General features: G+C 74.5%; 26 protein-coding genes and 1 riboswitch. Of the genes, 19 read left to right on the top strand and 7 right to left on the bottom strand.

Annotated features, from left to right (window positions below; genetic code table 11):
* Positions 1–77 precede the first annotated feature (77 nt).
* Positions 78–356, bottom strand: a complete 279-nt coding sequence (locus ACZ60W_RS28270) for a type II toxin-antitoxin system Phd/YefM family antitoxin (protein ID WP_469758203.1) — start codon at positions 354–356, stop codon at positions 78–80.
* 58 nt (positions 357–414) lie between these two features.
* On the opposite strand from ACZ60W_RS28270, the gene ACZ60W_RS28265 reads away from it, so the two are divergent.
* From ACZ60W_RS28265 to ACZ60W_RS28255, 3 genes are all read left to right on the top strand, one after another.
* Positions 415–1038, top strand: a complete 624-nt coding sequence (locus ACZ60W_RS28265; RefSeq protein WP_469758202.1) for an ATP-dependent Clp protease proteolytic subunit — start codon at positions 415–417, stop codon at positions 1036–1038.
* Positions 1039–1045: 7 nt separating this feature from the next.
* Positions 1046–1351, top strand: a complete 306-nt coding sequence (locus tag ACZ60W_RS28260) for a hypothetical protein (RefSeq protein WP_469758201.1) — start codon at positions 1046–1048, stop codon at positions 1349–1351.
* Positions 1352–1741: 390 nt separating this feature from the next.
* A riboswitch (cyclic di-AMP (ydaO/yuaA leader) is annotated at positions 1742–1872 on the top strand.
* Positions 1873–1875: 3 nt separating this feature from the next.
* Positions 1876–2352: a C40 family peptidase gene (locus tag ACZ60W_RS28255; RefSeq protein WP_469758200.1), complete on the top strand. Its 477-nt coding sequence runs from the start codon at positions 1876–1878 to the stop codon at positions 2350–2352.
* A 244-nt stretch (positions 2353–2596) separates the two neighbouring features.
* Here the strand turns inward: ACZ60W_RS28255 and ACZ60W_RS28250 are convergent, their stop codons facing one another.
* The gene (locus ACZ60W_RS28250) at positions 2597–3034 is read right to left on the bottom strand and encodes an ATP-binding protein (RefSeq protein ID WP_469758199.1); all 438 of its coding nucleotides are present in this window, start codon (positions 3032–3034) and stop codon (positions 2597–2599) included.
* Positions 3035–3234: 200 nt separating this feature from the next.
* Positions 3235–4413, bottom strand: a complete 1179-nt coding sequence (locus tag ACZ60W_RS28245) for an 8-amino-7-oxononanoate synthase (RefSeq protein WP_469758198.1) — start codon at positions 4411–4413, stop codon at positions 3235–3237.
* Positions 4414–4556: 143 nt separating this feature from the next.
* On the opposite strand from ACZ60W_RS28245, the gene bioB reads away from it, so the two are divergent.
* The 8 genes from bioB (at position 4557) to ACZ60W_RS28205 (ending at position 12133) form a co-directional block, all read left to right on the top strand.
* Positions 4557–5828 (top strand): biotin synthase BioB, encoded by a 1272-nt coding sequence (gene bioB / locus ACZ60W_RS28240; RefSeq protein ID WP_469758197.1) that lies wholly within the window; start codon positions 4557–4559, stop codon positions 5826–5828.
* Entirely contained in the window at positions 5821–7101 is a 1281-nt protein-coding gene (locus tag ACZ60W_RS28235; protein WP_469758196.1) for an adenosylmethionine--8-amino-7-oxononanoate transaminase, read from the top strand. Before bioB ends, ACZ60W_RS28235 begins: the two co-directional genes overlap by 8 nt.
* 66 nt (positions 7102–7167) lie before the next feature.
* Positions 7168–7884, top strand: coding sequence for a dethiobiotin synthase (bioD, locus tag ACZ60W_RS28230; protein ID WP_469758195.1), 717 nt, complete (start codon positions 7168–7170; stop codon positions 7882–7884).
* Positions 7885–7927: 43 nt separating this feature from the next.
* Positions 7928–8272, top strand: coding sequence for a VOC family protein (locus tag ACZ60W_RS28225; protein ID WP_469758194.1), 345 nt, complete (start codon positions 7928–7930; stop codon positions 8270–8272).
* Positions 8273–8282: 10 nt separating this feature from the next.
* The gene (locus tag ACZ60W_RS28220) at positions 8283–8945 is read left to right on the top strand and encodes a class I SAM-dependent methyltransferase (protein ID WP_469758193.1); all 663 of its coding nucleotides are present in this window, start codon (positions 8283–8285) and stop codon (positions 8943–8945) included.
* Positions 8946–9034: 89 nt separating this feature from the next.
* Positions 9035–9460, top strand: coding sequence for a GNAT family N-acetyltransferase (locus ACZ60W_RS28215; protein ID WP_469758192.1), 426 nt, complete (start codon positions 9035–9037; stop codon positions 9458–9460).
* 304 nt (positions 9461–9764) lie between these two features.
* A complete protein-coding gene (locus ACZ60W_RS28210; RefSeq protein ID WP_469758191.1) occupies positions 9765–11117 on the top strand; it encodes a hemolysin family protein in 1353 nt (450 codons plus the stop codon).
* Positions 11114–12133 (top strand): hemolysin family protein, encoded by a 1020-nt coding sequence (locus ACZ60W_RS28205; RefSeq protein WP_469758190.1) that lies wholly within the window; start codon positions 11114–11116, stop codon positions 12131–12133. Before ACZ60W_RS28210 ends, ACZ60W_RS28205 begins: the two co-directional genes overlap by 4 nt.
* Before the next feature lie 57 nt (positions 12134–12190).
* Here the strand turns inward: ACZ60W_RS28205 and ACZ60W_RS28200 are convergent, their stop codons facing one another.
* Positions 12191–13336 (bottom strand): maleylpyruvate isomerase N-terminal domain-containing protein, encoded by a 1146-nt coding sequence (locus ACZ60W_RS28200; protein WP_469758189.1) that lies wholly within the window; start codon positions 13334–13336, stop codon positions 12191–12193.
* 64 nt (positions 13337–13400) lie between these two features.
* Here ACZ60W_RS28200 and ACZ60W_RS28195 point away from each other — a divergent pair, with 64 nt between their 5' ends.
* From ACZ60W_RS28195 to mug, 3 genes are all read left to right on the top strand, one after another.
* Positions 13401–14210: an SGNH/GDSL hydrolase family protein gene (locus tag ACZ60W_RS28195; protein ID WP_469758188.1), complete on the top strand. Its 810-nt coding sequence runs from the start codon at positions 13401–13403 to the stop codon at positions 14208–14210.
* Positions 14211–14283: 73 nt separating this feature from the next.
* A complete protein-coding gene (purB, locus tag ACZ60W_RS28190) occupies positions 14284–15726 on the top strand; it encodes an adenylosuccinate lyase (RefSeq protein ID WP_469758187.1) in 1443 nt (480 codons plus the stop codon).
* A gap of 62 nt (positions 15727–15788) precedes the next feature.
* On the top strand, positions 15789–16286 hold the full coding sequence (mug, locus tag ACZ60W_RS28185) for a G/U mismatch-specific DNA glycosylase (protein ID WP_469758186.1): 498 nt from the start codon (positions 15789–15791) through the stop codon (positions 16284–16286).
* A gap of 30 nt (positions 16287–16316) precedes the next feature.
* Here the strand turns inward: mug and ACZ60W_RS28180 are convergent, their stop codons facing one another.
* Positions 16317–16766: a hypothetical protein gene (locus ACZ60W_RS28180; protein ID WP_469758185.1), complete on the bottom strand. Its 450-nt coding sequence runs from the start codon at positions 16764–16766 to the stop codon at positions 16317–16319.
* Between the two features lie 140 nt (positions 16767–16906).
* On the opposite strand from ACZ60W_RS28180, the gene ACZ60W_RS28175 reads away from it, so the two are divergent.
* Positions 16907–18064 (top strand): ROK family transcriptional regulator, encoded by a 1158-nt coding sequence (locus ACZ60W_RS28175; protein ID WP_402466246.1) that lies wholly within the window; start codon positions 16907–16909, stop codon positions 18062–18064.
* Positions 18065–18125: 61 nt separating this feature from the next.
* On the opposite strand, the gene ACZ60W_RS28170 is transcribed toward ACZ60W_RS28175, so the two are convergent.
* Positions 18126–18866, bottom strand: a complete 741-nt coding sequence (locus ACZ60W_RS28170; RefSeq protein WP_469758184.1) for a GntR family transcriptional regulator — start codon at positions 18864–18866, stop codon at positions 18126–18128.
* 242 nt (positions 18867–19108) lie between these two features.
* Positions 19109–20005, bottom strand: a complete 897-nt coding sequence (locus tag ACZ60W_RS28165; RefSeq protein WP_469758183.1) for an RNA polymerase sigma-70 factor — start codon at positions 20003–20005, stop codon at positions 19109–19111.
* Positions 20006–20144: 139 nt separating this feature from the next.
* Here ACZ60W_RS28165 and ACZ60W_RS28160 point away from each other — a divergent pair, with 139 nt between their 5' ends.
* The 4 genes from ACZ60W_RS28160 (at position 20145) to ACZ60W_RS28145 (ending at position 26886) form a co-directional block, all read left to right on the top strand.
* Positions 20145–20975: an alpha/beta fold hydrolase gene (locus ACZ60W_RS28160; RefSeq protein WP_469758182.1), complete on the top strand. Its 831-nt coding sequence runs from the start codon at positions 20145–20147 to the stop codon at positions 20973–20975.
* A 1191-nt stretch (positions 20976–22166) separates the two neighbouring features.
* Complete coding sequence (pdxR, locus tag ACZ60W_RS28155; RefSeq protein ID WP_469758181.1) at positions 22167–23573, top strand: MocR-like pyridoxine biosynthesis transcription factor PdxR; 1407 nt, start codon at positions 22167–22169, stop codon at positions 23571–23573.
* A 197-nt stretch (positions 23574–23770) separates the two neighbouring features.
* On the top strand, positions 23771–25375 hold the full coding sequence (locus ACZ60W_RS28150; RefSeq protein ID WP_469758180.1) for an alkaline phosphatase D family protein: 1605 nt from the start codon (positions 23771–23773) through the stop codon (positions 25373–25375).
* 131 nt (positions 25376–25506) lie between these two features.
* The gene (locus tag ACZ60W_RS28145) at positions 25507–26886 is read left to right on the top strand and encodes an SWIM zinc finger family protein (RefSeq protein ID WP_469758179.1); all 1380 of its coding nucleotides are present in this window, start codon (positions 25507–25509) and stop codon (positions 26884–26886) included.
* Positions 26887–26965 lie beyond the last annotated feature (79 nt).

The following is a 26965-nucleotide window of genomic DNA, read 5'->3' as shown; positions in this document are numbered from 1 at the left end:
AATCGTACCCCCCCCCCCCACAGAGCTCCGCCCCCCAACCTCCTGCCCCCCCCCCCCCCGCTTTCCCGTGACCCGGGTCAGGGCGTGCCGGGGTCGCGGTGGTGCGCGGCGATGCCGAAGCGTCCCTGTTCGCCGGGAGCGGAGTCGACCGGGTGGAGGCGGGAGAGGGAGCTGACGACCTGCTCGTCGGCGGGCTTCTCGGCCGCTTCGAGTTCGGCCAGGTCAGCCGCGGAGACGAGGGCGACCAGCGGCTTGCCGTGGCGGGTGACGACGACGCGCTCCCCGCCGTAGACGACGCGGTTGATGAGGTCGGCGAGCTCGGCCCGGGCTTGCGTCACCGGGATCTCGTAGGTCATGCTCCTCATCTTACGGCCTGTACGTCCTGTACATTTTTTACCGATGGAGGTGCCCGACATGGACGCCCGACACGTCCTGCCCTCGTTCACGGAGCGGACCGGCTTCGGAACCCGCACCCTCGACCCGTACTCCAAGCTCCTGGAATCGCGGATCGTCCTCCTCGGCTCGCCGATCGACGAGACCTCGGCCGACGACGTCATCGCGCAGCTGCTGTACCTGGATCACGCGGCCCCCGGCCAGGACATCGCCCTGTACATCAACTCGCCCGGCGGAGCGGTCCACGCGATGACGGCGATCCACGACACGATGGGCTCGCTCCACTGCGACGTGGAGACGACCTGCCTGGGCCGGGCCGAGTCCACCGCGGCGGTGCTCCTCGCCGCGGGCACCCCCGGCAAGCGCATGGTCCTGCCCGGCGCCCGGGTCACGCTCGAACAGCCCGCGCTGGACGAGCCGATGCGGGGGCAGCCGAGCGATCTGGACGTCCACGCGCGCGAACTGCTGCGGCAGCGCGCGCTGGTGGCCGCGATGCTCACCGAACACACCGGGCAGGAGCGGGAGCGGATCGACGCCGACCTCGACCGCACGACGGTCCTGGACGCGCCCGCGGCGGTCGCGTACGGACTCGCCGACCACCTCGTGAGCCGCCGGCGGGCGCCCGCCGGCGGCGCGGCGCGGTGAGCGCGCGGTGGTCCCTGAGCTTCCGCCGCTGCCCGCCCTGACCCGGGCCGAGGGCGAGTTCGTCGACGCCTACCTCGAAGTCGTGGACCTCCTGGGGAAGATCAACCCATCCAGGGGTTCGCATACCTATGGAGCCCTGCGCGCGGCACAAGCCCTGGTGGGACGAGTGGAGGCGTTGCGCGCCGCCCTGACGCTCATGCACATGCGGGGCGAGAACGAGGTGCACGCGGACACATTGGCGCGTGCCCTGCGGGTGTTGGACGGCGAGCGGAGGACGGGCCGGGTCACCGTGCCGCAGACCCGAGCGAGTTGACATACCGGCGTGTCGTGTCGAGGGCCGGACGGCCGACGTGCGCCGCAGATTCCCTCGCTCGTTCGGCGTAGTCGACGAGTCGACACATGCGTCGGGAGAGTTGCGCAACAGGTGTACACATCTGGCGGAATCGAACGTTCCATCGCTGGTGCGGGGCTCGTCGGCCAAACCTCGGAAGATCACAAAGGCTGCCTGTCCACCTGAATGGATCAGTCGTGAGGAGCCTCACATATCGCCGTTTCAGCTCGGTTTTCGCCCATGTCGTGGGTCAAGATCCCTGACGACGACAAGCCCCCGCCGCCGCGGCGGGGCGGTCCGGGCGGACGCCGAGTCCTGCCGCTGTCCCGGACGTCTGGTCGGCAGGAGTGGATCGGCAGGAGTGGAGGACCCGATTTTTGCGGGGCGTACGCGCTGTTCCGGCAGCGAGGCCGCCCCTTGGGGTGAAGCCGCAGCCGCGGCCGGGCATCTTCGCCAGCCCGAACCCGACAGGTCATCCTTCGCAGGCGGCTGACGAAGGGTTGCGCATGACTGCGCAGATGCACGTCCCGTCCCTGCTGTCCCGGGCCGGAGCCGTCTCGGCTCTCACCCTCGCCGCCGTCGGCGGCACGCTGCTCGCCCCAGGAGCGGCGCCGGAGGCCCAGGCAGCCACCTCACACGCGTACAAGGCACTCAGCGTCGCCCAGTCCAAGAAGGGAGCCCCGTACCGGTACGGAGCCAGTGGACCCACCCGGTTCGACTGCTCCGGCCTGACGCTCTACGCGTACAAGAAGGCGGGCAAGTCGCTGCCCCGCACCGCGCAGCAGCAGTACAACAAGACCCGGCACATCGCCGCGTCCAGCAGACAACAGGGGGACCTGGTCTTCTTCCACTCCGGTGGAAGGGTCTACCACGTCGGCATCTACGCCGGCGCGGGCAAGATCTGGCACTCGCCCAAGACGGGCTCGTGGGTGAAGCTCGACAAGATCTGGTCGTCGAAGGTCTACTACGGCCGCGTCCGATGACGGCCCCCGGCCGCTGACGCGGCCCCTCGGACCGGCCTGAGCGGCGGGGTGGCGCCGCCCCGCTCTCCGCCCGGACCGCGGCCCCCGGCGTCCCCTCCGGAGCCCTTCCCCGACGACCGGCTCCCCGGCGGCACCGCCGGAGCGGGCTCACCCGGACGGCCGCACCCGCGCCACCGCCTCCCCTCCCCCGCGCGACCGCGCGGCCGCCCTGTCCCGGTGGCCGGCGGTCCCCGCGGGGGCGGGGTCAGCGGATCGGCACGGGAGCGGCCGCCCAGGGGAGGGTGATCCAGACCGTCTTGCCGCCGTCGTCCGTCGGCGTGACGGAGAACCGGCCGCCCGCCGCGGCCGCGAGCGAGCGGATGATGACCAGACCGCGGCCGTTGTCCTGCTGGACCGCCGCCGGGAGGCGGCGGGGCCGGCGGGGATGGCTGTCGGTCACCCCGATGTGGAGGACCTCCTCGCGCACCAGCCTGATGTCGACGGTGAACGTCGGCGAAAGGCCGAAGGTGTGGACGACGGCGTTGGTGGCCAGTTCCGAGACGATCAGGCGGATCGCGTCGGCGGTGTCCGCGGCGTCGTCGAGTCCCCAGCCGGTCAGGACGTCCGCGACGTACCGCCGGGCCGTGGGGACCGAGGCGGGTTCGCTCGGCAGCGTGACGGATGCTTCCTGATGATCTGCCATGCGACGCTGTCCCTTTCCCGCCGGGCACATCGTCCCGGATTGCACTACGCGTCAGAGTGCCACCGATCGTGCCGCCCCGGGCGGGGTTCCACCAAGATATGTCCCTGTCTGTCGCCCGAAGCGGTGAACTCCACGACCCCGGAACGCGCTTGGGCAGCGGTCACCGCGGCCGGCAGCCGCCCGCCCGGACCGGCGGCGCCTCACCCGACGGGCGCCGTCCGCAGGATCGTCTCCACCGCGCGCTCGATCTGCGCGTCGGTCAGGTCGGCCCGGGCCGTCAGGCGCAGCCGCGAGATGCCGTCGGGCACCGAGGGCGGCCGGAAGCAGCCGACCGCCAGCCCCTGGTCGCGGCAGTCCGCGGCCCAGGCGAGCGCCGCCTCCGGAGAGGGGGCCCGGACCGAGACGACGGCCGCGTCGGGCCGGGCCGCGGTGAGGCCGGCGTCGGTCAGCCGCCGGTGCAGGACGGTCGCCACCGTCCTGGCCCGCTCGGCGAGCCCCGGCTCCGCGGCGATCCGCCGCAGGGCCGCGAGCGCGCCGCCCGCGGCGGCGGGGGCGAGCCCGGTGTCGAAGATGAAGGTGCGGGCGGCGTTCACCAGGTGCTCGACGACCCGGGCGGGCCCGAGGACGGCGCCGCCCTGGCTGCCCAGGGACTTGGAAAGGGTGAGGGTGGCGACGACATCCTCGGCGCCCGCCAGACCCGCCTCGTGCAGGGCGCCCCGGCCGCCGTCGCCGAGGACGCCGAAGCCGTGGGCGTCGTCCACCACGAGACCGGCGCCGTGCGCGCGGCAGGCCGCGGCCAGTTCCGTCAGCGGCGCCCTGTCGCCGTCGACGGAGAACACGGAGTCGCTGACGACCAGGGCGCGGCGCCCGGGGTGCGCGTCCAGGGTCTTGCGTACGGCCTCGGGGTCGGCGTGCGGGACGACGGCGGTCTCGGCGCGCGCGAGTCGGCAGCCGTCGACGATCGAGGCGTGGTTGGCGGCGTCGGAGACGACGAGGGAGTCCCGGCCGCCGAGCGCGGTCAGCGCCGCGAGGTTGGCCGTGTAGCCGGAGGAGAAGACGAGGGCGGCCTCGAAGCCGCAGAAGTCGGCGAGTTCGCGCTCCAGGCGCGCGTGCAGCCGGGTGGTGCCGGTGACGAGGCGCGAACCGGTGGAGCCGGCGCCCCAGCGCCGTGCCGCCTCGGCGGCCGCCTCGGTGACCTCGGGCCGGCGGGTGAGGCCGAGGTAGTCGTTGCTCGCCAGGTCGAGGAGGTCCGACTCGGCCGCCCGGGGCCGCAGCGTCCGGACGAGACCGGCTTCCGCCCGGCGGCGCGCCTCGGCGTCGGTCCAGTCGAACGCGGTACGGCGCGGGCCCGCGGCCCGTGCGTCGTCGGCCTGTGGCATGCGGCGATCCTTTTGTAGGCAGCGCACAGACACTAGCCGGAGGGAGCCGGGGTCGGGATGTGGTCATCCACACACCCCGATCGGGGGCGTTTGTTCGGTTCCTCCTTGGCCCGGGGGTGGGCGGTAGGCAAGGATCAGCGGTTATGGACCTGCTGAACACGCTGGTGGAGAAGGGGCTGCGGCGCGAGCTGCCGACCCGTGAAGAAGCGCTCGCCGTGCTGGCGACGTCCGACGACGAACTGCTCGATGTGGTGGCCGCGGCCGGCAAGGTGCGCCGCCAGTGGTTCGGCCGCCGGGTGAAGCTCAACTATCTGGTCAACCTGAAGTCCGGGCTCTGTCCCGAGGACTGCTCGTACTGCTCGCAGCGCCTCGGCTCCAAGGCCGAGATTCTCAAGTACACCTGGCTCAAGCCGGACGAGGCCTCGCAGGCCGCGGCCGCGGGTGTCGCGGGCGGCGCCAAGCGGGTCTGCCTGGTGGCGAGCGGCCGCGGTCCGACGGACCGGGACGTGGAGCGCGTCGGCAGGACCATCGAGGCGATCAAGGAGCAGAACGAGGGCGTCGAGGTGTGCGCCTGTCTCGGTCTGCTCTCGGACGGCCAGGCGGAGCGGCTGCGGGAGGCCGGCGCCGACGCGTACAACCACAACCTGAACACGTCCGAGGCGACGTACGAGGGCATCACCAAGACCCACACGTACGCGGACCGGGTGGACACCGTGCAGAAGGCGCACGCCGCCGGTCTGTCGGCGTGCTCGGGCCTGATCGCGGGCATGGGCGAGACCGACGAGGACCTGGTCGACGTCGTCTACGCGCTGCGCGAGCTGGACTCGGACTCGGTGCCGGTCAACTTCCTCATCCCCTTCGAGGGGACCCCGCTCGCCAAGGAGTGGAACCTCACCCCGCAGCGCTGCCTGCGGATCCTCGCGATGGTCCGGTTCGTCTGCCCCGACGTGGAGGTGCGGATCGCGGGCGGCCGTGAGGTGCACCTGCGTTCGATGCAGCCGCTGGCGCTGAACATCGCGAACTCGATCTTCCTCGGCGACTACCTGACGAGCGAGGGCCAGGCCGGCCAGGCCGACCTCGACATGATCGCGGACGCCGGTTTCGAGGTCGAGGGCGCGGGCACCACGACGCTGCCGGCGCACCGCGCGGACGCGCTCGCCGCGGCGGGTGGCAGCTGCGGCTCGCACGCTCCGGCCGGGGCCGGCGGCTGCGGTGCGCAGGCGCAGGCCGACGGCGACGCGGGCTGCGGCGGGCACGCCGGCGGCGGCTGCGGTCCCTGCGGCGGCCACGCCGCCGAGCCCGCCCAGGCCCCCGCGGCCGGGGCGGAGACGGAGGCCCCCACCAACGGTGCCCGGCCCGATCTGGTGGCCGTGCGCCGCCGGGGTGCCGGCACGGACCTGGCGCCGAATGCGTAACGACGAACTGCTCGCCCTGGACCGGGCGCACGTCTGGCATCCGTACGGCCCCATGCCGGGCCGTGCGGAGCCGCTGGTCGTCGCGTCCGCCTCGGGTGTGCGCCTCCGGCTCGCCGAACCCGCCGAGGGCCAGGACGAGTTGGTCGACGGCATGTCCTCGTGGTGGTCGGCGATCCACGGCTACAACCACCCCGTGCTCAACGAGGCGGTCCGCGGACAGCTGGACCGGATGAGCCACGTCATGTTCGGCGGGCTCACCCACGAGCCCGCCGTCCGGCTCGCCGCCCGGCTCGTCGAGATCACGCCCGAGCCGCTGCGGCACGTCTTCCTGAGCGACTCGGGCTCCGTCTCCGTCGAGGTGGCGGCCAAGATGTGCCTGCAGTACTGGCGTTCCCTCGGCCGCCCCGAGAAGCAGCGGCTACTGACCTGGCGCGGCGGCTACCACGGGGACACCTGGCAGCCGATGTCGGTCTGCGACCCGCAGGGCGGCATGCACGAGCTGTGGACCGGCGTCCTCCAGCGGCAGGTCTTCGTGGACGCGCCGCCGGCCGCCTTCGAGGAGTCGTACGCCGAGCTGCTGCGGGCCGAGATCGGGCGCCACGCGCACGAGCTGGCCGCCGTGGTGGTGGAGCCGGTGGTGCAGGGCGCGGGCGGGATGCGCTTCCACGACCCGGCGTACCTGCGGGTGCTGCGCGAGGCGTGCGACGCGCACGACGTCCTGCTCGTCTTCGACGAGATCGCGACCGGGTTCGGCCGCACGGGCCGGCTGTTCGCCGCCGACCAGGCGGGCGTCTCCCCCGACGTGATGTGCGTCGGCAAGGCGATGACCGGCGGCTACCTGTCGATGGCGGCCACGCTCTGCACGAGCCGGGTCGCCGACGGGATCTCACGGGGCGAGGTGCCGATCCTGGCGCACGGGCCGACCTTCATGGGCAACCCGCTCGCCTCGGCCGTGGCCCTCGCCTCGCTCGACCTGCTGCTCTCCCAGGACTGGGAGGTCGAGGTCAAGCGGATCGAGACCGGGCTGCGGACCGGCCTCGCGCCGGCGGCCGACCTGCCGGGCGTCCGCGAGGTGCGGGTGCTCGGCGCGATCGGCGTCGTCCAGCTCGACCACCCGGTCGACATGGAGGCGGCCACGCGCGCGGCGGTCCGGGAGGGCGTGTGGCTGCGCCCGTTCCGGGACCTCGTCTACACGATGCCGCCGTACGTGACCGGGGACGAGGACCTGGCCAGGATCTGCAGGGCGGTCCGCGCGGCCGCGGCGGCCGGCTGACCGGCCCGCGCGGAACGGGCCGGTCGGAGCGAGCCGGTCAGGGTGAACGGAAGGAACGGGACAGCAGTGGGAATCATCGTCGTCAGCGGTACGGGGACGGAGATCGGCAAGACCGTGGTCACGGCGGCGGTGGCCGCCGTGGCGACCGCGGCGGGACGGTCGGTCGCCGTCCTGAAGCCCGCCCAGACGGGCCTCGGCCCGGACGAGCGGGGCGACGCGGACGAGGTCGTCCGGCTCTCCGGCGCCGTGACCTCCGCCGAGCTGGCCCGCTTCCCGGAGCCGCTGGCCCCGGACACGGCCGCCCGGCGGTCGGGGCTCGCCCCGGTCGGGCCCGCCGAGGTCGCCGAGGCCGCCCGGAAGCTCGCCGCCGAGCACGACCTGGTGCTCGTGGAGGGGGCCGGCGGCCTCCTGGTCCGCTTCGACGAGGAGGGCGGCACGCTCGCCGACGTGGCCGCGCTCCTCGACGCCCCGGTCCTGGTCGTGGTCCCGGCCGGTCTCGGGACCCTCAACTCCACCACGCTGACGGGCGAGGCCCTGCGGGCGCGCGGCATCGAGCAGCTGGGCGTCGTCGTCGGCAGCTGGCCGGACGCGCCCGACCTCGCGGCGCGGTGCAACCTCGCCGATCTGCCCCGGTCGGCGCGGGCGCCCCTGCTGGGGGCCGTGCCGGAGGGCTCGGGGTCGCTCGCCCCGGCCCGCTTCCGGGCGGCGGCGGGCGACTGGCTCGCGCCCGCGCTCGGCGGCCGCTGGGACGCGGAGGCGTTCGCCGGAACCGTCGGAGTCTGACGTCCGCACGGCCCCGGCCGCGGTCGATCCGTAGGCTGGGGCCATGCGCGCTCACGTTCAGGAGATCGTCTTCGACTGTGCCGGTCCGGCCGCACTCGTCCGGTTCTGGTCCGGGCTCCTCGGCGGGGACCCCGTCGACCGCGGCGAGGACTGGTCGTACGTCGATCCGCCGGAGTTCGTCCGGATCGCCTTCCAGCGGGTTCCCGAGGGCAAGGCGGCGAAGAACCGGCTCCACCTCGACCTGGAGGTCGAGGACCCCGAGCGCGCCGCCGACGAGGCCCTCGCGGCCGGCGCGGTCAGGGTCGGCGGACTCGTCACCGACGAGCAGGGCTCCTTCCAGGTCATGCGGGACCCGGAGGGCAACGAGTTCTGCTTCGTGACCGGATGAGGGGCGCACGGTGACCCCGCCGCGGCCCGGGAGCCGGGCACCCCGCGTCCATCACCCCCTCTTCGCCCGGTTCTACGCGCGCGTGAGCGTGTCGGCCGACGTGCACGGCGGGGTCGGCGCCCTGCGCGCGGAACTGCTCTCCGGGCTCGCCGGCCGGGTGGTCGAGATCGGCGCCGGCAACGGGCTGAACTTCGCGCACTACCCGGCCGGCGTCACCGAGGTCGTCGCCGTCGAGCCGGAGGACCATCTGCGCGGGCTCGCCGCGGAGGCCGCACGGCGGGCGCCGGTCCCGGTGACCGTGCGGAAGGGCACGGCCGAGGACCTGCCGGCGGAGGACGCCTCCTTCGACGCGGCCGTCGTCTCGCTGGTGCTGTGCACGGTACGCAGCGTGCCGCGGGCCCTCGCGGAGGTGCGCCGGGTGGTGCGCCCCGGCGGCGGGCTGCGCTTCCTGGAGCACGGGGCGGCGGACTCCCCCGGTCTCGCGCGCGTGCAGCGGGGCCTCGACCGCACGGTGTGGCCTCTGCTGTTCGGCGGCTGCCACACCTCCCGCGACCCGCTCGCCGCACTCGCGGCGGCCGGTCTCACCGTGGTGACGTCCCGCTCCTTCGACCTGCCGGAGAACGGCCCGCGCCTGCCGTCCTCGCCCTGCTTCCTGGGCACGGCCAGGATCTAGGGGGCGTCTGCCGAGGGCCTCCGCGCGGCCGCCGTCCGTCCTGCGGAACTCCGTGGCACCGCCGCGGCCGGCCGTGGTGGGATCGCGCCATGATCGATCTTCAGATACGTGCCGCCACCGCCGCCGACGCCGAAGACGTCCTGGCCTTCTGGAAGGAGTCGGCCGAGGGGACCTCGATCTCGGACGACACGCACGGGGTGAACCGGCTCGTCGAGCGCGACCCCGAGGCCCTGATCCTGGCCGTGGCCGACGGACGGATCGTGGGGTCGGTGATCGCCGGCTGGGACGGCTGGCGCGCGTCCCTCTACCGGCTCGCCGTCCTGCCCTCGCACCGCAGGCGGGGGATCTCCACCGCGCTGCTGCGGGCGGCGGAGGAACGCTTCGTCGCGCTCGGCGGCCGGCGCGCGGACGCGATGGTCCTGGAGGCGAACGCGTCGGGGCAGCGGCTGTGGACGGCCGCGGGGTACGGACGCGAGGAGCGCTGGCGGCGCTGGGTGAAGCCGCTGAACGGGTGAGTCCGGGCCCCCGCCGGACGCGATTCGCCGCGCCGTTCCGGGTTTGCCCGGGACGGCCCGGGGGAGGTGAGCAGCACCGTGTCCCACGGGTGATCACCACCACATCCGGGGTCTGCGGGCGGGGGCGATCACCTCCTCGCTTTGCCCGTCCTTTACCATGGTGGCTCATCCCCACGACCGAAAGGTGTGAGCGTCCGCCCATGGGCGAGCCTCCCAGTAGCACTGGTTCCGACAGCTCCGGCTTCGACGGCCGACATCGAGCGATCCTTCTCCCGCTGACTGATCATGGGACGGAGGTGAACCGATGACCGAAGTGCTCCTGCTCCTCCTGGCGCTCCTTCTCTCCCTCGCGTGCGGCGCCTTCGTCGCGGCCGAGTTCTCGCTCACGACCGTCGAGCGCGGCGAGCTCGAGGCCGCCGCGGAGCGCGGCGAACGCGGGGCGGGCAGCGCCCTGAAGGCCGTGCGGTCGCTGACCTTCCAGCTCTCCGGCGCCCAGCTGGGCATCACCGTGACCAACCTGGTGGTCGGCATGCTCGCCGAGCCGTCGATCGCGAAGCTGATCCGCGGCCCGATCGAGGCCCTCGGCCTCTCCCCCACCGTCGCCTCGTCGGTGGCCCTCGTCCTGGGCACGGCCCTGTCGACCGTCGTCCTGATGGTCGTCGGCGAGCTGGTCCCGAAGAACTGGGCGATCTCCTCGCCCCTCGCCGTCGCGAAGGTGGTCGCCACCCCGCAGCGGGTCTTCACGGCCGCGTTCAAGCCGCTGATCAGTCACCTCAACAACACCGCCAATCGCATCCTGCACCGCCTCGGCATGGAGCCGACCGAGGAGCTGGCCTCCGCCCGCTCCCCGCAGGAGCTGGTGGCGCTCGCCCGGCACTCCGCCAAGGAGGGCGCGCTGGAGGCGGACACGGCCGAGCTGTTCGTCCGTACGCTCAACCTGGCCGAGCTGACCGCGGAGAACGTGATGACGCCCCGCGTCCAGGTCACCGCCCTGGAGGTGCAGGCCACCGCCGAGGACGTGGCGAACGCGACCCGGGCGACGGGCCTGTCCCGCTTCCCGGTCTACCGCGGCAGCCTCGACTCGGTCGTCGGCATCGCGCACATCAAGGACGTGCTCGCCATACCGGCCGACGAACGGCCCCGCCGCCGCATCGGCGAGATGCTGCGCGAGCCGCTGCTGGTCCCCGAGACCCTGACGGTGGACCGCCTCCTCGACCGGCTGTCGGGCAAGCAGACGATGGCCGTCGTCATCGACGAGTACGGCGGCACGGCCGGCGTCGTCACCCTGGAGGACATCGTCGAGGAGGTCGTCGGCGAGGTCCGCGACGAGCACGACCCGCACGAGACGCCGGACCTGGCGCGGGCGGGCGAGGACGCGGACGGGCGCGAGCTCTGGTCCGCGGACGGCGCCGCCCGCACGGACCAGATGGAGGCGATCGGCCTCCGCCTGCCGGACGGACCGTACGAGACCCTCGCGGGCGTCCTCGCCACCGAGCTGGGCCGCATCCCCGCGGTCGGCGACACCGTGGAGCTGGCCGGCTGGCGCCTCGACGTCGTCGACGCCTCGGGCCGCCGCGCCGCGCGCGTCCTGATGCACGCGCCCGCCCATGACCCGGCGGACGAGACCGGGGACGAGACCGGGGAGGCCCGCCGATGACCGCCGTCCAGCTGTTGATCGGTCTGCTCACGCTGGTCGTCAACGCCTTCTTCGTCGGCGCCGAGTTCGCCCTGATCTCGGTCCGCCGCAGTCAGATCGAGCCGCTGGCCGAGAACGGGGACCGCAGGGCGCGCAGCGTCGTCTGGGGCCTTGAGCACGTCTCCGCGATGCTGGCCGCCGCGCAGCTCGGCATCACGCTCTGCACCCTGGTGCTCGGCATCGTCGCCGAACCGGCCATCGCACACCTGCTCGAACCGGTCTTCGACGCGCTCGGCGTGCCGCACGGCCTGGTGCACCCGATCTCGTTCGTGATCGCCCTGTCGGTCGCGACGTACCTGCACATGCTGCTCGGCGAGATGGTCCCGAAGAACATCGCGCTCGCCGAGCCGACCCGCTCCGCGCTGCTGCTGGGCCCGCCGCTGGTGACGCTCGCGCGGGCGCTGCGCCCGGTGATCTTCACGATCAACGCGTTCGCCAACACGCTGCTGAAGCTGATGCGCGTGGAGGTCAAGGACGAGGTGGCGGCGACGTTCTCGGACGACGAGCTGGCCAGACTCGTGACCGACGCGGGCCACGCGGGACTCCTCGACGACCGGGCCGCCGAGCGGCTGCACGACGCCCTGGAGCTGGGCCGCCGTCCCGTCCGGGACGTCGTGATGCCGGCGGCCAAGGTCGTGTACGCGCGGGTCGGCACCACGGCCGAGGAGCTGGAGGCGCTGGCCGCGCGGACGGGCTTCTCCCGCTTCCCCGTGGTGGACTCCGAGCGCCGGATCCTCGGCTACCTGCACGTCAAGGACGCGCTGGACGTCTCCCCGCGCGACGTCCCGTTCCCGGTGACGGCCCTGCGGCCGATCGCCCGGGTCCGGGCCGCCACCCCGCTGGACGACGTCCTGACCGCGATGCGCCGCAGCCGGACCCATCTGGCGGCCGTGCTCGACGAGGACGACAAGCCGGCCGGCCTCGTCACGATGGAGGACGTGCTGCGCGAGCTGGTGGGGCGCCCCGCGGCGCCGTGACCGCACCCCGCGGACGACGAGGGGCCCCGGGATCGATCCCGGGGCCCCTCGGGCGTGTCAGAGCGCGGTGGCGGCGAGCCAGTCGTCGAGCAGGTCCCGGTCGCCGGTGCGGGTGAAGCGCGGGTCCTCGGCCGCGTACCGGCGGTGCAGGAGCAGCAGCAGCTCCCCGGCGTCCGCCTCGACCGCGGTGGTCGGCGCTGCGGCCCCGTCCTCCCGCGTCCAGGTGAACCCGCCGCCGCCGAGGGTCAGGTTCCGCACGGAGCCGCTGTCGCGGGCGGTGAACCGCAGGACGGCGCCCTCCCGGTCCAGGTGGGCGACGGGTTCGGCGATCCAGGGGACGTAGGGGGCGTCGGCGAGGAACCGGTCGATCGCGGCCTCCGCCGTCGCGGGGTCGAGCGGTGCGGCGGCGCCGTCGAGCGCGATCTCGGCGTCGGCGAGGTGGACGACCGCCTCGTCGAGCAGGCGCCGCGGGTAGGTCCGGACGTGCGGGTCGGCGCCCGGGGACCAGACCGGCAGGTCCGGATCGGTGGCGCGCAGGGTCTCGAGGACCCGCTCGGCGCCGTCGGCGAGCCACCCCGCGTACGCGGCGGGGTCCGCCGGCAGGTCGAGCGGGACGTCGGCGACGTGGACGCGGACCGCGGCCCGGGTGCGTACGAGGAGGTCGGTCCAGCGGTGCAGGGCCCCGAGGTGCCGGGTGAGGTCCGCGAGGGTCCAGCCGGGGCAGGTGGGGACCGGGGTCGCCGGGTCGGCGTCCGCGACGACGGCGGCGAAGCGCCGCACGCGCGCGGCGACCGCGTCGCACACCGCGGCATGGGCTGCGGGGGTGGTGGCGTGGGCCAGCGGCGCGCGGGGGCCGGGCACCACGGGATCGGCGGTGGCGGTGTGCGTCGCGGCCGTCACGGTCGTGCTCGTCGCGGCGGTACGCGTCACGGTCGCGCCCGTCGCCGGGGCGTCGGCGATCCGGGCCGGGAGGCGGAGCAGGGCGTCACGGCGGGCGCCTTCGGGGCGGCGGAGCGCGGCCCGCCGGACGAGGCCGTCGAGGGCGCGGCGGTCGGCCGGCGGGAGGCCGGAGAGGGTGCGGGCCGTGGACTCCAGCCACGTCGTCGCCGTGCCCGGGTCGACGGCCTCGTCCTCGGCGGTCTCGACCGCCGCCACCAGTTCGGCCAGGGCCTCGGCCAGCGCGGCCGACAGCGTCTCGCTCATGGGGTTTCCCCTCCCGGGTCTCCAACGGCATCCCGCGCATACCGCACGGTATGATCGCTCCGTCATGGAGATCAATGCCACGTACAACAGTCTCGTCGCCCTCGGCGACAGTTTCACCGAGGGTATGTCGGACCTGAAGCCGGACGGCTCGTACCGGGGGTGGGCCGACGTCCTCGCGGGCCGGCTGGCCGCCCGCTCGGCCGACTTCCGCTACGCCAATCTCGCCGTGCGCGGGAAGCTCATCGGACAGATCGTCGAGGAGCAAGTCGGCCTGGCCGCAACGATGCAGGCCGATGTGGTGACCCTCGTCGGCGGGCTCAACGACACCCTGCGGCCCAAGGTCGACATGGTGCGCGTGCGGGACCTGCTGACCGAGGCAGTGGAACGCCTCACACCGGCCTGCGGGCAGCTGGTCCTCATGCGCAGCCCCGGCCGCAACGGCCCGGTCATGGAGCGCTTCCGGCCCCGGATGGAGGAGCTGTTCGCGCACATCGACGCCCTCGCCGACCGGCACGGCGCGCTGGTCGTCGACCTCTACGGCGCCCCCTCCCTCGGCGACCCCCGGATGTGGGACGTGGACCGGCTCCACCTGACCGCCGAGGGCCACCGGCGGGTGGCCGAGGCCGTGTGGCAGACCCTCGGCCTGCCGCCGGAGGACGAGTGGCGGACCCCGCTGCCCCCGTCGGCGCGGCCGGGCTGGACGAGCCGCCGGCTGGCGGACGCGCGGTTCGCCCGGGAGCACCTGGGCCCGTGGATCGGGCGCCGGCTGACGGGCCGCTCCTCCGGTGACGGCCGGGCGCCCAAGCGGCCCGAGCTGCTGCCGTACGCCGCTCCGGCCGTCGCCGTGACGGACCCGGGGGCCACGCGCGCGTGAGCTGCGTCTCGTAGCAAGCTCCACATCGGACCGTGGCGCTGGCCTGCAGAAACCGCCAGTAGAATCTGTCCACGTGACTGCTGTGACTGCGAAGCCCCGTATCCCCAATGTTCTGGCCGGCCGCTACGCCTCCGCGGAGCTCGCCGTCCTCTGGTCCCCCGAGCAGAAGGTGAAGCTGGAGCGCCGGCTGTGGCTCGCCGTGCTCCGCGCGCAGAAGGACCTCGGGATCGAGGTTCCGGACGCCGCCCTCGCCGACTACGAGCGCGTTCTCGAGCAGGTCGACCTCGGCTCCATCGCCGAGCGCGAGAAGGTCACCCGCCACGACGTGAAGGCACGGATCGAGGAGTTCAACGCCCTCGCCGGTCACGAGCACGTCCACAAGGGCATGACCTCGCGCGACCTCACCGAGAACGTCGAGCAGCTGCAGATCCGGCTCTCCCTGGAGCTGATGCGGGACCGCACGGTCGCCGTCCTGGCCCGTCTCGGCAAGCTGTCCGCCGAGTACGCGGAGCTGGTCATGGCCGGCCGCTCGCACAACGTCGCCGCCCAGGCCACCACCCTCGGCAAGCGTTTCGCGACGGCCGCGGACGAGCTGCTCGTGGCCTACGCCCGCCTGGAGGAGCTGCTCGGCCGCTACCCGCTGCGCGGCATCAAGGGCCCGGTCGGCACCGCGCAGGACATGCTGGACCTGCTCGGCGGCGACGCCGGCAAGCTGGCCGACCTGGAGCGGCGGATCGCCGGTCACCTCGGCTTCGCGCACGCCTTCACCTCGGTCGGCCAGGTCTACCCGCGCTCGCTCGACTACGACGTGGTGACCTCGCTGGTGCAGCTGGCCGCCGCCCCGTCGTCGATCGCCAAGACGATCCGCCTGATGGCGGGCCACGAGCTGGTCACCGAGGGCTTCAAGCCCGGCCAGGTCGGCTCCTCGGCGATGCCGCACAAGATGAACACCCGCTCCTGCGAGCGCGTGAACGGCCTCATGGTCATCCTGCGCGGCTACGCGTCGATGACCGGCGAGCTGGCCGGCGACCAGTGGAACGAGGGCGACGTCTCCTGCTCCGTGGTCCGCCGCGTCGCGCTGCCGGACGCCTTCTTCGCCCTGGACGGCCTCCTGGAGACCTTCCTGACCGTCCTCGACGAGTTCGGCGCCTTCCCGGCCGTCGTCTCCCGCGAGCTGGACCGGTACCTGCCGTTCCTCGCGACCACCAAGGTCCTCATGGGCGCCGTGCGCGCCGGCGTGGGCCGCGAGGTCGCCCACGAGGCCATCAAGGAGAACGCCGTCGCCTCCGCCCTCGCCATGCGCGAGCAGGGCGCCGAGCGCAACGAGCTCCTCGACAAGCTGGCCGCCGACGAGCGGATCCCGCTGGACCGCGCGCAGCTCGACGAGCTGATGGCCGACAAGCTGTCCTTCACGGGCGCGGCCGCCGACCAGGTCGCGGCCGTCGTCTCCCGGATCGAGGAGATCCTCAAGCAGCACCCGGAGGCCGCCGCCTACGCCCCCGGGGCGATCCTCTGACCCGGACCCCCCGGTTCACCCAGCAGGAGCTGGAGGCCGCCCGCGACCGCGTCGTCCCCGACGTGGCCGCGGGCGGCCTTTCCGTTCTCTTCTGCGGGATCAACCCGGGTCTGATGACGGCGGCGACCGGCCACCACTTCGCCCGGCCGGGCAACCGCTTCTGGCCGGTGCTGCACCTGTCCGGCTTCACCCCGCGGCAGCTGCGGCCGGACGAGCAGGACGAGCTCCTGGCGTACGGCCTCGGGATCACGAACGTCGTGGCGCGGGCGAGCGCCCGGGCCGACGAGCTGAGCCGCGAGGAGTACGTCGAGGGCGGGCGGATCCTGTCGGCGAAGGTGGAGCGGCTCGCGCCCCGGTGGCTGGCGGTCGTCGGCGTCACCGCGTACCGCACGGCGTTCGGCGAGCCGAAGGCCGCGATCGGGCCGCAGCGGCGCGTGATCGGCTCCACCCGGGTCTGGGCGCTGCCCAATCCGAGCGGCCTCAACGCGCACTGGTCGGCGGCGACGATGGCCGAGGAGTACGCCCGCCTCCGCGAGGCCGCCGGGGTGCCCGGCCCGTAGAGCGGGAGCCTGACGAGGCGCGGCGGTCGGCTACGCCCGGGGGTGTCCGCTCCCGTCCGGGGGCGGCTCCGCCGGCGGGGCGACCGTCGTGACCACGGCGAGGAGCTGGAAGGGGAGTTCCCGGTCCCCCTGCGAGACGCCGAGTCCGACCCAGGCTCCGTCGGCCTGCCAGAGGTAGAGGTCGGGGGTGTGGCCGCTGAGCGTGGACCAGGGCTCGGGTATCTCCTCGCCCTCCATGGAGCGCTCCAGGACGGACCAGAGACGGAAGCGGAGGGGCGGGCCCCAGCGCGCGGCGAGGAGGACGGCGAGCCCCTGCCGTTCCGCTTCGTACTGGTCCTCGACGGCCTCCCGGCGCGTGCCGTCGTCCTCCCAGAAGTCCTCGCTGGTCGCCAGTTCGGCCAGGTGGAAGCCCGGACTCCCGTCGAAGCCGCGGGCCCTGAGTAAATCGATCGTCGCCAGGTGGTGCGCGGTGGTCGCCATGGACCCAGTAAAGCCCCCGGCACTGACAGTTGGCGTCGCGTCAGGAGCGCCGGAGGGCGCGGGCCGGGGGCGGCGCTCGCCGCGGCCCTGCCCATTGAGTACCATCCGCCGAAGAGGTGCACGAGCTGGGAGGACACACTGTGGGGCGGCTGACCGGCGGGGATCCCTCTCTGCTGCGGCGGATCAACTCCGCGGTGGTACTCCATGCGCTGCGCGGCGCCGACGCGCCCACGCTCACGGACCTGACCCGGATCACGGGGCTCTCGCGGCCCACGGTCGAGGGGGTCGTCGAGGGGCTCATGGAGGGCGGGCTCGTCGTCGAGTCGGCGCCCGAGGAGGGCGAGGCGCGGCGGCAGGGCCGTCCGGCGCGGAGGTTCCGCTTCCGTGCGGAGGCCGGCCATCTGCTCGGCATCGAGATCGGCCCGCACCGGGTGGCCGCGCTGCTCTCCGGCCTGGACGGCCGGATCATCGGCGCGGGGTCCCGCGAGGTGTCGGAGACGGCGCCCGAGGACGAGCGGCTGGACAAGGTGCGGGCGGTCGTGGCCGACGTGCTGCGCAGGGCCGGGGTCGCCCGGTCCAACCTGCGGGCCGTCGGCGTCGGGACCCCCGGCATCGTGGAGGCCGACGGCACGGTGCGGCTGGGCACGGCCCTGCCGGGCTGGACGGGCCTGGCGCTCGGCGAGCGGCTGCGGCGCTCCTTCCGCTGCCCGGTGATCGTCGAGAACGACGCGAACGCGGCCGCCGTCGCCGAGCACTGGAAGGGCGCCGCGACCGACTCCGACGACATCGTCTTCGTGCTCGCCGGGCTGAGCCCGGGCGCGGGGTCCCTGATCGGCGGCCGGCTGCACCGGGGGTACGGCGGGGCGGCCGGCGAGATCGGCGCCCTGCACCTGCTGGGCCGCGGGGTCACCCCCGAGCACCTGCTGTCGACCACCGACGAGCCGCTGCACCCGCTGGACGAGCAGGCGGTCGCCGAGGTGTTCGCGCTGGCCCGCAAGGGCGACGCGCGCGCGGAGGCGGCGGTCGAGCGCTTCATCCAGCGCCTCGTGCACGACGTGGCGGCGCTGGTCCTGGCGATCGACCCCGAACTCGTCGTGGTCGGGGGCTGGGCGGCCGGTCTCGACGGCGTCCTCCCGCCGCTCCGCGAGGAGCTGGCCCGGTTCTGTCTGCGCCCGCCGCGCGTGGTGCTGTCGCTGCTCGGCGAGGCCGCCGTGGGCACCGGCGCCCTCCGGCTCGCCCTCGACCACGTCGAGGAGCAGCTCTTCGCCGTCGACGGCACGGTGACGGCCCGCCGCTAGGGGATGTTCCCTGCGACGGGCCGTGGGCCGCGATCGGTGGACGGCGGTGCCGCCGCGGGTGCTACGAGGCCATCACCAGGTCGCCGGAGTCGCCGAAGGTGAGGCGGCAGGTGTCGGCGCGGTAGGTGGCGACGGACACGGCGGCGGTACGCCCTCCGGAGAGGTAGCGGGTCGTGACGACGAGGACGGGGGCGCCGGGCAGCCGGTCGAGCTCCTTGGCGTCGTCGGCGCGGGCGGAGCCCAGCTCGACGGCGCGGTCCTGGCCGTCGAGGGCGAGGTGCTGCAGTTCGCGCAGCACGGCGCGGGCGCGGGCCGGCCCGGCGGGCATGTCGATCGCGGTGAGACCGGGAACGGAGGCCGCGGGCACGTAGAGGAGCTCGGCGGCGACCGGCTGGCCCTGGGAGATGCGGAGGCGGCGCACGACGTGCACGCGCTCCTCGGCGCCCGTCTCCAGGACGCGCGAGACGGCGGCCGGGGCCACGTCGGCGGCGGAGTCCAGGGACTGCCAGGCGTCGTCGCCGACACCGGGCCAGGCGTGCTGGGTGGTGGAGACGTCCACGCCGACGCGCGGCGGGGCGACCGTGGTGCCGACGCCGCGGCGCCGCTGGAGGCGGCCTTCCAGCTCCAGCTGCTCCAGGGCCTGGCGGAGCGTGGCACGGGCGACGCCGAAGCGTGCCGCGAGCTCGCGCTCGTTGGGAAGGATCTCCCCGACCGCGAAGTCCGAGTCGAGCGCTTCGCCGATCACTGTCTTGAGGTGCTGGTACTTCGGTTCCGGTACCGATGCCAGCTGCGTGGTCCCCACCCTGATCCTCCGCAATTCGCCGTGTCCCGCGGCGTTTCCGCGCCCTTGTTTATTAAAGGTTCCTGCACTAACTCTGCGACCATAAGGCGAGCCCGACCCTTGGTCAAGACCAATCCTCCGCCGAACGCCCCCGAATGTGACCCTCTGACCTAGATCGTTCACAGGACGTTCGCGCCCTCGTGAGGCGCGCGCAGCACGGAGCCCCGCCCCCGGGTCGGGGGACGGGGCTCGGGGCGGTGCGGTCAGAGGCCGGCGAGGCCCCGGAACTTGTCGGGGTTGCGGAGGATGTAGACGCACTGGATGCGTCCGTCGCGGACCTCGACCTGGAAGACGGAGTCGGGCCGCCCGTCGACGAGGGCGACCAGGGCCGGTCCGCCGTTGAGCTCGGCGAAACGGAAGTCGTACAGCGCTTCGGCCCCCTCGGACACCGCGAACAGGAACCGGCCCACCTTGTCGGCGCCGTCCATGACCCGCAACGGGGCCTTGGACTTCCCGCCGCTGTCGCCGACGAGACGGACGTCGGGGGCGAGCAGGGCGAGGAGCTCGCCGAGGTCGCCGCCGCCCGCCGCGGCGAGGAAGCGCTCGGTGAGGTCGCGCCGCTCGGCCGGGTCGACGTCGTAGCGGGGCCTGCGCTCGTCGACGTGGCGGCGGGCCCGTCCGGCCAGCTGGCGCACGGCGGGCTCGGAGCGGTCGAGGGCGGTCGCGATCTCCCCGTACGGGAAGCCGAACGCCTCGCGGAGGACGAAGACGGCCCGCTCCAGGGGGGAGAGGGCTTCGAGGACGACGAGGACGGCGAGCGAGACGGAGTCGGCGAGCAGGGCGCGCTCGGCGGTGTCCGGGGCGGCCGGGCCGAAGTCGGTGACGACGGGTTCGGGCAGCCAGGGGCCGACGTAGGACTCGCGGCGGCCCTGGACGTGCCGGAGCCGGTCGAGGGCGAGCCGGGTGGTGATCCGCACGAGGAAGGCGCGCGGCGCGCGGACGTCGGCGCGGTCCTCGGCGGTCCAGCGCAGCCATGCCTCCTGGACGACGTCCTCGGCGTCGGCGGTGCGGCCGAGCATCCGGTAGGCGACGCCGAGGAGCATCGGCCGGTGCTCCTCGAAGAGATCGGTCAGGGACTCGGTCGGAGTGGGTGTGGACACCCGTCCATCCCAGCCCAAGCGCACCCTGCTGTCCAGTTTCGGACGCGGTCTTGAACTCCTGGCTACCGAGCGGTAATGCTCTTGCTGACAAGCCGTCCAAGAGACGTCGCACGCCAGGTGTTCAGGACAGGGAGCCGGTATGCCCGCACGGATCGCGTTCACGATCGAGACCCCCACGGGTCCCCGTACGACGTCGATGACGTACGAGCGGAGGGGCGCGGGCGCACCCCTGCTCCTGCTCCACGGCATCGGCCACCACTGGCAGGCGTGGGAGCCCGTCCTCGACGTGCTGGCCGCCGAGCGCGACGTGATCGCCGTCGACCTCCCCGGCTTCGGCGCCTCGGACGCCCTGCCGGACGGCTCCCCGTACGGCCTGTCCACCGTCGTCCCCGTGCTCGGCGCCTTCTGCGAGGCCGTCGGAGCCGAGCGCCCGCACGTGGCCGGGAACTCGCTCGGCGGGCTGCTCGCCCTGGAACTCGGCCGCGAGAAGCGGGTCCGGTCGGTCACCGCCCTCTCCCCTGCCGGCTTCTGGTCCGAGGGCGAGCGGCGCTACGCCTTCGGGACGCTGCGCGCCATGCGGGGCGCCGCCCGGTCGCTGCCCGTGCCGGTGATCGAACGCCTCTCCCGCACCGCAGCCGGGCGCACCGCCCTCACCAGCACCATCTACGCCAGGCCCGGCCGCCGGTCACCGGAGGCCGTCGTCGCCGAGACGCTCGCGCTGCGCGGTGCCACCGGCTTCCACCAGACCCTGGCTTCCGGCCGCGACGTACTCTTCCGCGACGACGTCCCCTCCGTCCCCGTCACCATCGCCTGGGGCACCCGCGACCGGCTCCTCCTGCGCCGCCAGGGCGTCCGCGCCAAGCAGACCCTGCCCGGCGCGCGCCTCGTCCGGCTGCCCGGCTGCGGCCACGTGCCCATGAACGACGACCCGGCCCTCGTCGCCCGCGTGATCCTCGACGGCAGCCGCTGATCCCGCGCGGCCGGTACGGCCGAACAGGCCGGTGCCCAGCGCGGCACCGGCCGCCACCAGCAGGCCCCCGGCCGCCTGCGGAAGACCGAACGCGGCGTGCCCGACCAGCGCGGCGCTCAGCGCGGCCGCCACCGGGATCGCGCCCGTATAGAGAGTGGCCCGCTCCATGCCGATCCGCTGGACCCCCCGGTAGAAGAGGACGAACCCGACGACCGTCGCCAGCGCCGCCTGCCACACCAGGGCACCCGTCTCCACGGCCGTCGGCACGCGCACGAAGCCCGCCCCGTCCACCACCAGACCCACGAGCGCCGCCTCCGCCGCCCCCACCCCGCAGACGGCGGCCGTCAACAGCTTCGGCCCGAGCAGCCGCAGCACCGGCACCGCGAGGACCGTGAACCCCACCTCGCCCGCGAGCGCCGCCACCGACCAGCCGATGCCCACGCCGTCGGTACGGCCCCAGCCCTGCACGGTGAACGCCCCGGCCGCCACCAGCAGCGCCCCGTACAGCACGGCCGGTGCGGGCCGACGGCCCTCCGCCAGCGGCACGAGCACGGCGACCACCACCGGCGCGCAGCCGACCAGCACCCCCGGCACGGCCGGCTCCGCCGTCCGCTCCGCCGCGAGGACCGCCAGGTTGAAGCCCACCATCCCCACCCCCGCCAGCGCCCCCAGCCGCAGCCAGTGACGCGCCGTCAACAGCCGCAGGGGCGCGAGGCCCCCGCGGCCGAGCAGGGGAAGCAGCAGCAGACAGGCCGCCCCGTACCGCAGCGCCTGCCCACCGGCGTACGGATAGCCGCCGAGCAGACCGTTCGCGGTGAACGAGGCACCGACCAGGGCGTAGGCGAGGGTCACCGTCAGGACCCCGCGCAGGGAGTTCGCGTTCATGTCCCCGACGCTAGGAACCCCGGCGGCCCCCGTTAAGGTCCACTTCGACCACGCCATCGGGGACCACTTCGGCGGAGCTCCCGCCGGCCGGTCCCAGCCCGGCAGGACCGCGCCTGGCGCAGGTACGCGACCTGAGCCTGCCCTCCGCCGCGCGTGCGTCCGCTCGCCGGTCCTTCGGAGTCGACGCCGGCCCCGACGGGACGGGGCCACACCGCCGGTGCACCCGATCGCCGCAGATGCCGAATCATGGACCTCCGCCGGGACGCACGGGGACCCGGCGACGCCGAACGAGGGAGGGCCCACCCGATGACGAGCCACGGAAAGGCGGCCTGGGAGCTGCTGCTGCCCGCCGCCGGCGCCCCGGCGCGACGGCGCGGTCCGGCCCTCCAGGAGTCGCTGCGCGAGGCGGTGCGTTCGGGGCGGCTCGCGGCCGGGACCCGCCTGCCGTCCACGCGGGAGCTCGCCACCGACCTGGGCGTGTCACGCGGCCTGGTCACCGAGGCGTACGAGCAGCTCACCGCAGAGGGATACCTGCGCAGCGACCGGGGCGCGGGGACCTGGGTGAGCGGGGCGGCCAGGGCGGCCGCGCACGGCGTCCGCGACCTGGCGCCGGGCGCCCCGGGCGTCCACGTCGACTTCCACCCCGGCACCCCGGACCTGTCGATGTTCCCGAGAGCGGCGTGGGCGGCCGCCCAGCGGTCCGTCCTGGCACGGCTGCCCCATCCCTCCCTCGGCTACCCCGACCCCCGAGGACTCCCCGAACTGCGCGAGGCACTGGCCGCCATGCTGGCACGGCGCCGCGGCGTGGTCGCCGACCCGGAACGGCTCGTGGTCTGTTCGGGCGTGGCCCAGGCGTCCACCCTGCTGGGCTTCGTCCTCCGCTCCCGCGGCCTGCGCGAGATCGGCATCGAGGACCCCGGCAGCCCCGAGCACGGACGGCTGTTCGCCTCGACCGGCATGGACACGGTCTGGCTCCCGCTGGACGACGAGGGACTCCTCCCCGGACCGCTCGCCGCCTCCGGCGTCCGCGCCGTCGTCGTCACCCCCTCCCACCAGTTCCCCTCCGGCATCAGCTGGTCCGCCGGGCGCCGCGCCGCGCTCCTCGACTGGGCCCGGACCGTCGACGGCTACGTCCTGGAGGACGACTACGACGGCGACTTCCGCTACGACCGCGCCCCCGTCGGCGCCCTCCAGGGCCTCGACCCGGAACGCGTCGTCTACACCGGCTCCGTCAGCAAGTCGCTCGCCCCCGGCCTCCGGCTCGGCTGGATGCTCGTCCCCGCCGAGCTCCTGGGCGAGGTCGTCGAACGCAAGCGCACCATGGACCTCGGCAACCCCGTCCTCGACCAGGCCGTCCTCGCCGAGTTCGTCACCCGCGGCGGCTACGACCGCCAGCTGCGCCGCTGCCAGCGCGCCTACCGCGAACGCCGCGACGTCCTCCTCGCCGCCCTCGCCCGCCACCTCCCCGGCACCCACGTGACCGGCATCGCCGCCGGCCTCCACGTCATCGCCCGCGTCCCCGCCCGCTTCGGCCCCGCCCCCCGCTTCCTCACTCGCGCCGCCCACGCCGGCATCGCCCTCCGCAGCCTCGACGACTACGGCACCGCCCGCCCCTCCGACAACACCGTCCCCCTCGTCATCGGCTACGCCCACCTCTCGCCTTCGGCGATCGAACGGGGGGTGCGGGTGGCGGCGGAGGCGGCGACGGGGTGAGCCCGGTGCGGCGGGGCTGGCCGGCCCTTCGTGTGGACCGTCGCCCCGGCGGAACAGTCGCCCGCGACGAGGTGCCCCGGGCGAGGCACCGCACGCGCGAGGTCCTGTTCATGTGGGGTTCGGGTGGGCGTCGTTCCGGGCCGTTAGGGAGGGGGCGGCGCACGATGACCGCAGGGAAGAGATGTCGGAGGCCGTTCATGTCGCACGCCGTGCCTGATCTGCCGTCGCCCGGGCGACGGGGTTTGCTGAAGGGGTCGTTGGCGGTGTCCGCCGCGCTGGCGGTCGGGGCCGCGGGGCCGGCCGTGGCGCCGGCGTTCGCGCTGTCGGGGAGGCCGAGGGCGGGGTGGGGGGTGCAGACGGGGGACGTCACGGCGTCCTCGGGGCTGGTGTGGGTGAGGTCGGACCGGCCGGCGCGGATGGTGGTGGAGACGTCGGCGACGGAGTCGTTCCGGCGGGTGAGGAGGCATCAGGGGCCGCTGGTGGGGCCGGGGACGGACTTCACGGGGACGACGGCCCTGCGGGGGCTGCCGGCCGGGGAGCGGGTGCACTACCGGGTCACGCTGGCGGACCCGGACGATCCGCGCCGTACGTCCGAACCGGTGCTCGGCAGCTTCCGTACGGCGCCGGAGCGGCGGCGGGACGGGGTGCGGTTCCTGTGGTCGGGCGACATCGCGGGCCAGGGGTGGGGGATCAACCCGGACATCGGGGGGTTCCGCGCGTACGAGGAGATGCGGCGGCTGGATCCCGACTTCTTCCTGTGCAGCGGTGACTCGATCTACGCGGACGGGGTGATCCAGCCGAGCGTGACCCTGCCGGACGGGCGGATCTGGCGGAACGTCACGACGCCGGAGAAGGCGAAGGTCGCGGAGACGCTCGACGAGTACCGGGGGAACTTCCGGTACAACCTGCTCGACCACCACGTGCGCGCCTTCCACGCGCAGGTGCCGTCGGTGGTGCAGTGGGACGACCACGAGGTGCGGAACAACTGGTACCCGGGGCAGATCCTGGACGACGCGCGCTACACGGAGAAGGACGTGGACGTGCTGGCCGCGCGGGCGCTGCGCGCCTTCGGCGAGTACACGCCGGTGTCCACCCTCCACGCGCGCGGGGGCGGGCTCGGGAGCGGCCACGGGGGCCGGATGCACCGGGTGGTGCGGTACGGGCCGCTGCTCGACGTGTTCGTCCTGGACATGCGCTCGCACCGGAACGCCAACTCCCCCGGCCGGCAGGCCGACGACTCCACCGGCATCCTCGGGGCCGGGCAACTGGCGTGGCTGAAGCGGGAGCTGTCCGCTTCGACGGCGGTGTGGAAGGTGCTGGCCGCCGACATGCCGCTCGGGCTGGTCGTGCCGGACGGGGCGACGGACTTCGAGGCGGTCGCGCAGGGCGATCCGGGGGCGCCGCTGGGCCGTGAGCTGCAGATCGCGGAGCTGCTGCGGTTCGTGAAGCACCGCCGGATCACCGGGACGCTGTGGCTGACGGCGGACGTGCACTACACCTCGGCGCAGCACTACGCGCCGGAGCGTGCGGCGTTCCGGGACTTCGCGCCCTTCTGGGAGTTCGTGTCCGGGCCGCTGGCCGCGGGCGGGTTCCCGGCGAACGCGCTGGACGGGACGTTCGGACCGGAGCGCGTGTTCGTCCGGGCGCCGGAGCGGGCGAACGTGTCGCCGATGGAGAGCCCGCAGTACTTCGGCGAGGTCGACATCGACGGCGGCAGCGGCGAACTGACGGTCAGGCTGCGGGCCGAGGGCGGCCTCGTGCTCTTCAGCAAGGTGCTACGGCCCGGACTCGTGGGGCAGTAGCGACGGCAGGGCTCGTCCGGGCTGCGGCGGGAGCGCCGGAACGCCCGTCGAGCCCTCCCCCGAGGGGGCCCTCGCGCGGCGCCGCGGTCCGGCGCGGGTGAGTGTCAGTGGCGGGGCCTACCGTCGTTCCCATGACGCGATCCGTTCAGGCGCTCGCCTACGCACGCCCGTCCGCGCTGGAGTCCTCGGGCTCCGGGCGGCGGCTCGGCCTGGAGACCTCGGGGGGTCTGACCCCTCGGGGTGCCGAGGCCCGTCCGCGTTTCTTCGCCGGGTTCCTGGCGGCGCCTCAGGCGGCGGCCCGGGGGCTGCTCGCGGTCGCCGACGTGGCCGCGGCCCGCCATCACCAGCGGATGCGGCCGGGCTCGCTGGACCCGGTGGTGACGGGGAACGGCGACCGGCTGCGGTTCGAGTCGTTCTCCGGCTGCGGCGGGGTGTACGCGCGCCTGGACGTGCTGGGCGAGGGGCTCGGCGGGGCGGGGACGGGGCACGGCACGACCAACGTCGACGTGAACGGCCCGCTGCGCGAGGCGCTGTCGCGGGTGACGGGGGACGATCCGCTCCACCTGCGGGTCGGCCCCGAGGAGTTGGCGGTGACCACCCTGGCGGGGGCCGTCGTGGAGAAGAGGGTCCCGTTGCCCGACCGATGGCTGCGGGGCTTCGCCGAGGCGCAGGTCGCCTCGGCGCGGTGCGACCTGCGGGCGGAGCTCGCCGGGCCGGACGCGGTGCGCTTCGTACGCTCCCTGCCCCGCGCGCAGGGCCGGGGACACGGTCCGGTGTGGCTCGTGCCGTCGGGCCGGACGCTGCGTCCCACGACGCGGCCGGGTCCGGGCGCGGTGTGCCTGGCGGGGCCGCACCGGCTCGCCGCCCTGGAGCGGGTCCTGCGGCACGCGACCGGGATGCGGGTGTACGGGCCGGTCCCGGACGGCGCGGCCGTGGGGAGCGCCTGGGAGGTGACCCTGCCGGGCATGCGGCTCACCCTGACGCTCTCCCCCGACCCCGCGCGGGGCTTCTCCGGCGAAGGCGGCGTCCTTGAGGCGCTCGCCGCGGAGGAGGCGGCCGGGGACGCGGAGCTGGTCGCGGTGCTGCTGGCGTGGGAGCCCCGGATCGACCCGGCGGATCTCGCTGCGCGGGCGGGACTCCCCCTCGACCGCGTGCGTGCGGCCCTGACGCGACTCGGCTCGGCGGGCCGGGTGGGGTACGACGTGGCCGACGCGGCCTGGTTCCACCGCGAGCTGCCCTACGACGCCGACCGCGTCGAGCGGCACAACCCCCGTCTGCTGGACGCCCGGAGACTGGTCGCGGACGGCGTGGTGGCGCTCGACGGCGATCTGGCGACGGTGGCCTCGGGCGACCGGCGCTACCGGGTCCGTCACGCGGACGGTGTCCTGAGCTGCACCTGTCGCTGGTGGTCCGACCACCAGGGGCGGCGCGGACCGTGCAAGCACGCGCTCGCGGTGCGGATGGTCCGGCGGGGAGCGGCGGCGGCCGGGACGGCGCGGGAAGCGCGGTGACGGGGCCCGGGGCAGGGAGGCGGGAGCGCCCGCACCGGAGGCGGAGGCGCCGGCGTCGGGGAGCCCCGCGCGCGGCGGG

Source organism: Streptomyces sp. NPDC104202 (genome assembly GCF_055584185.1).
The sequence above is the reverse complement of the archived record's forward strand: the minus strand, read 5'-3'. Positions and strand labels throughout refer to the sequence as shown.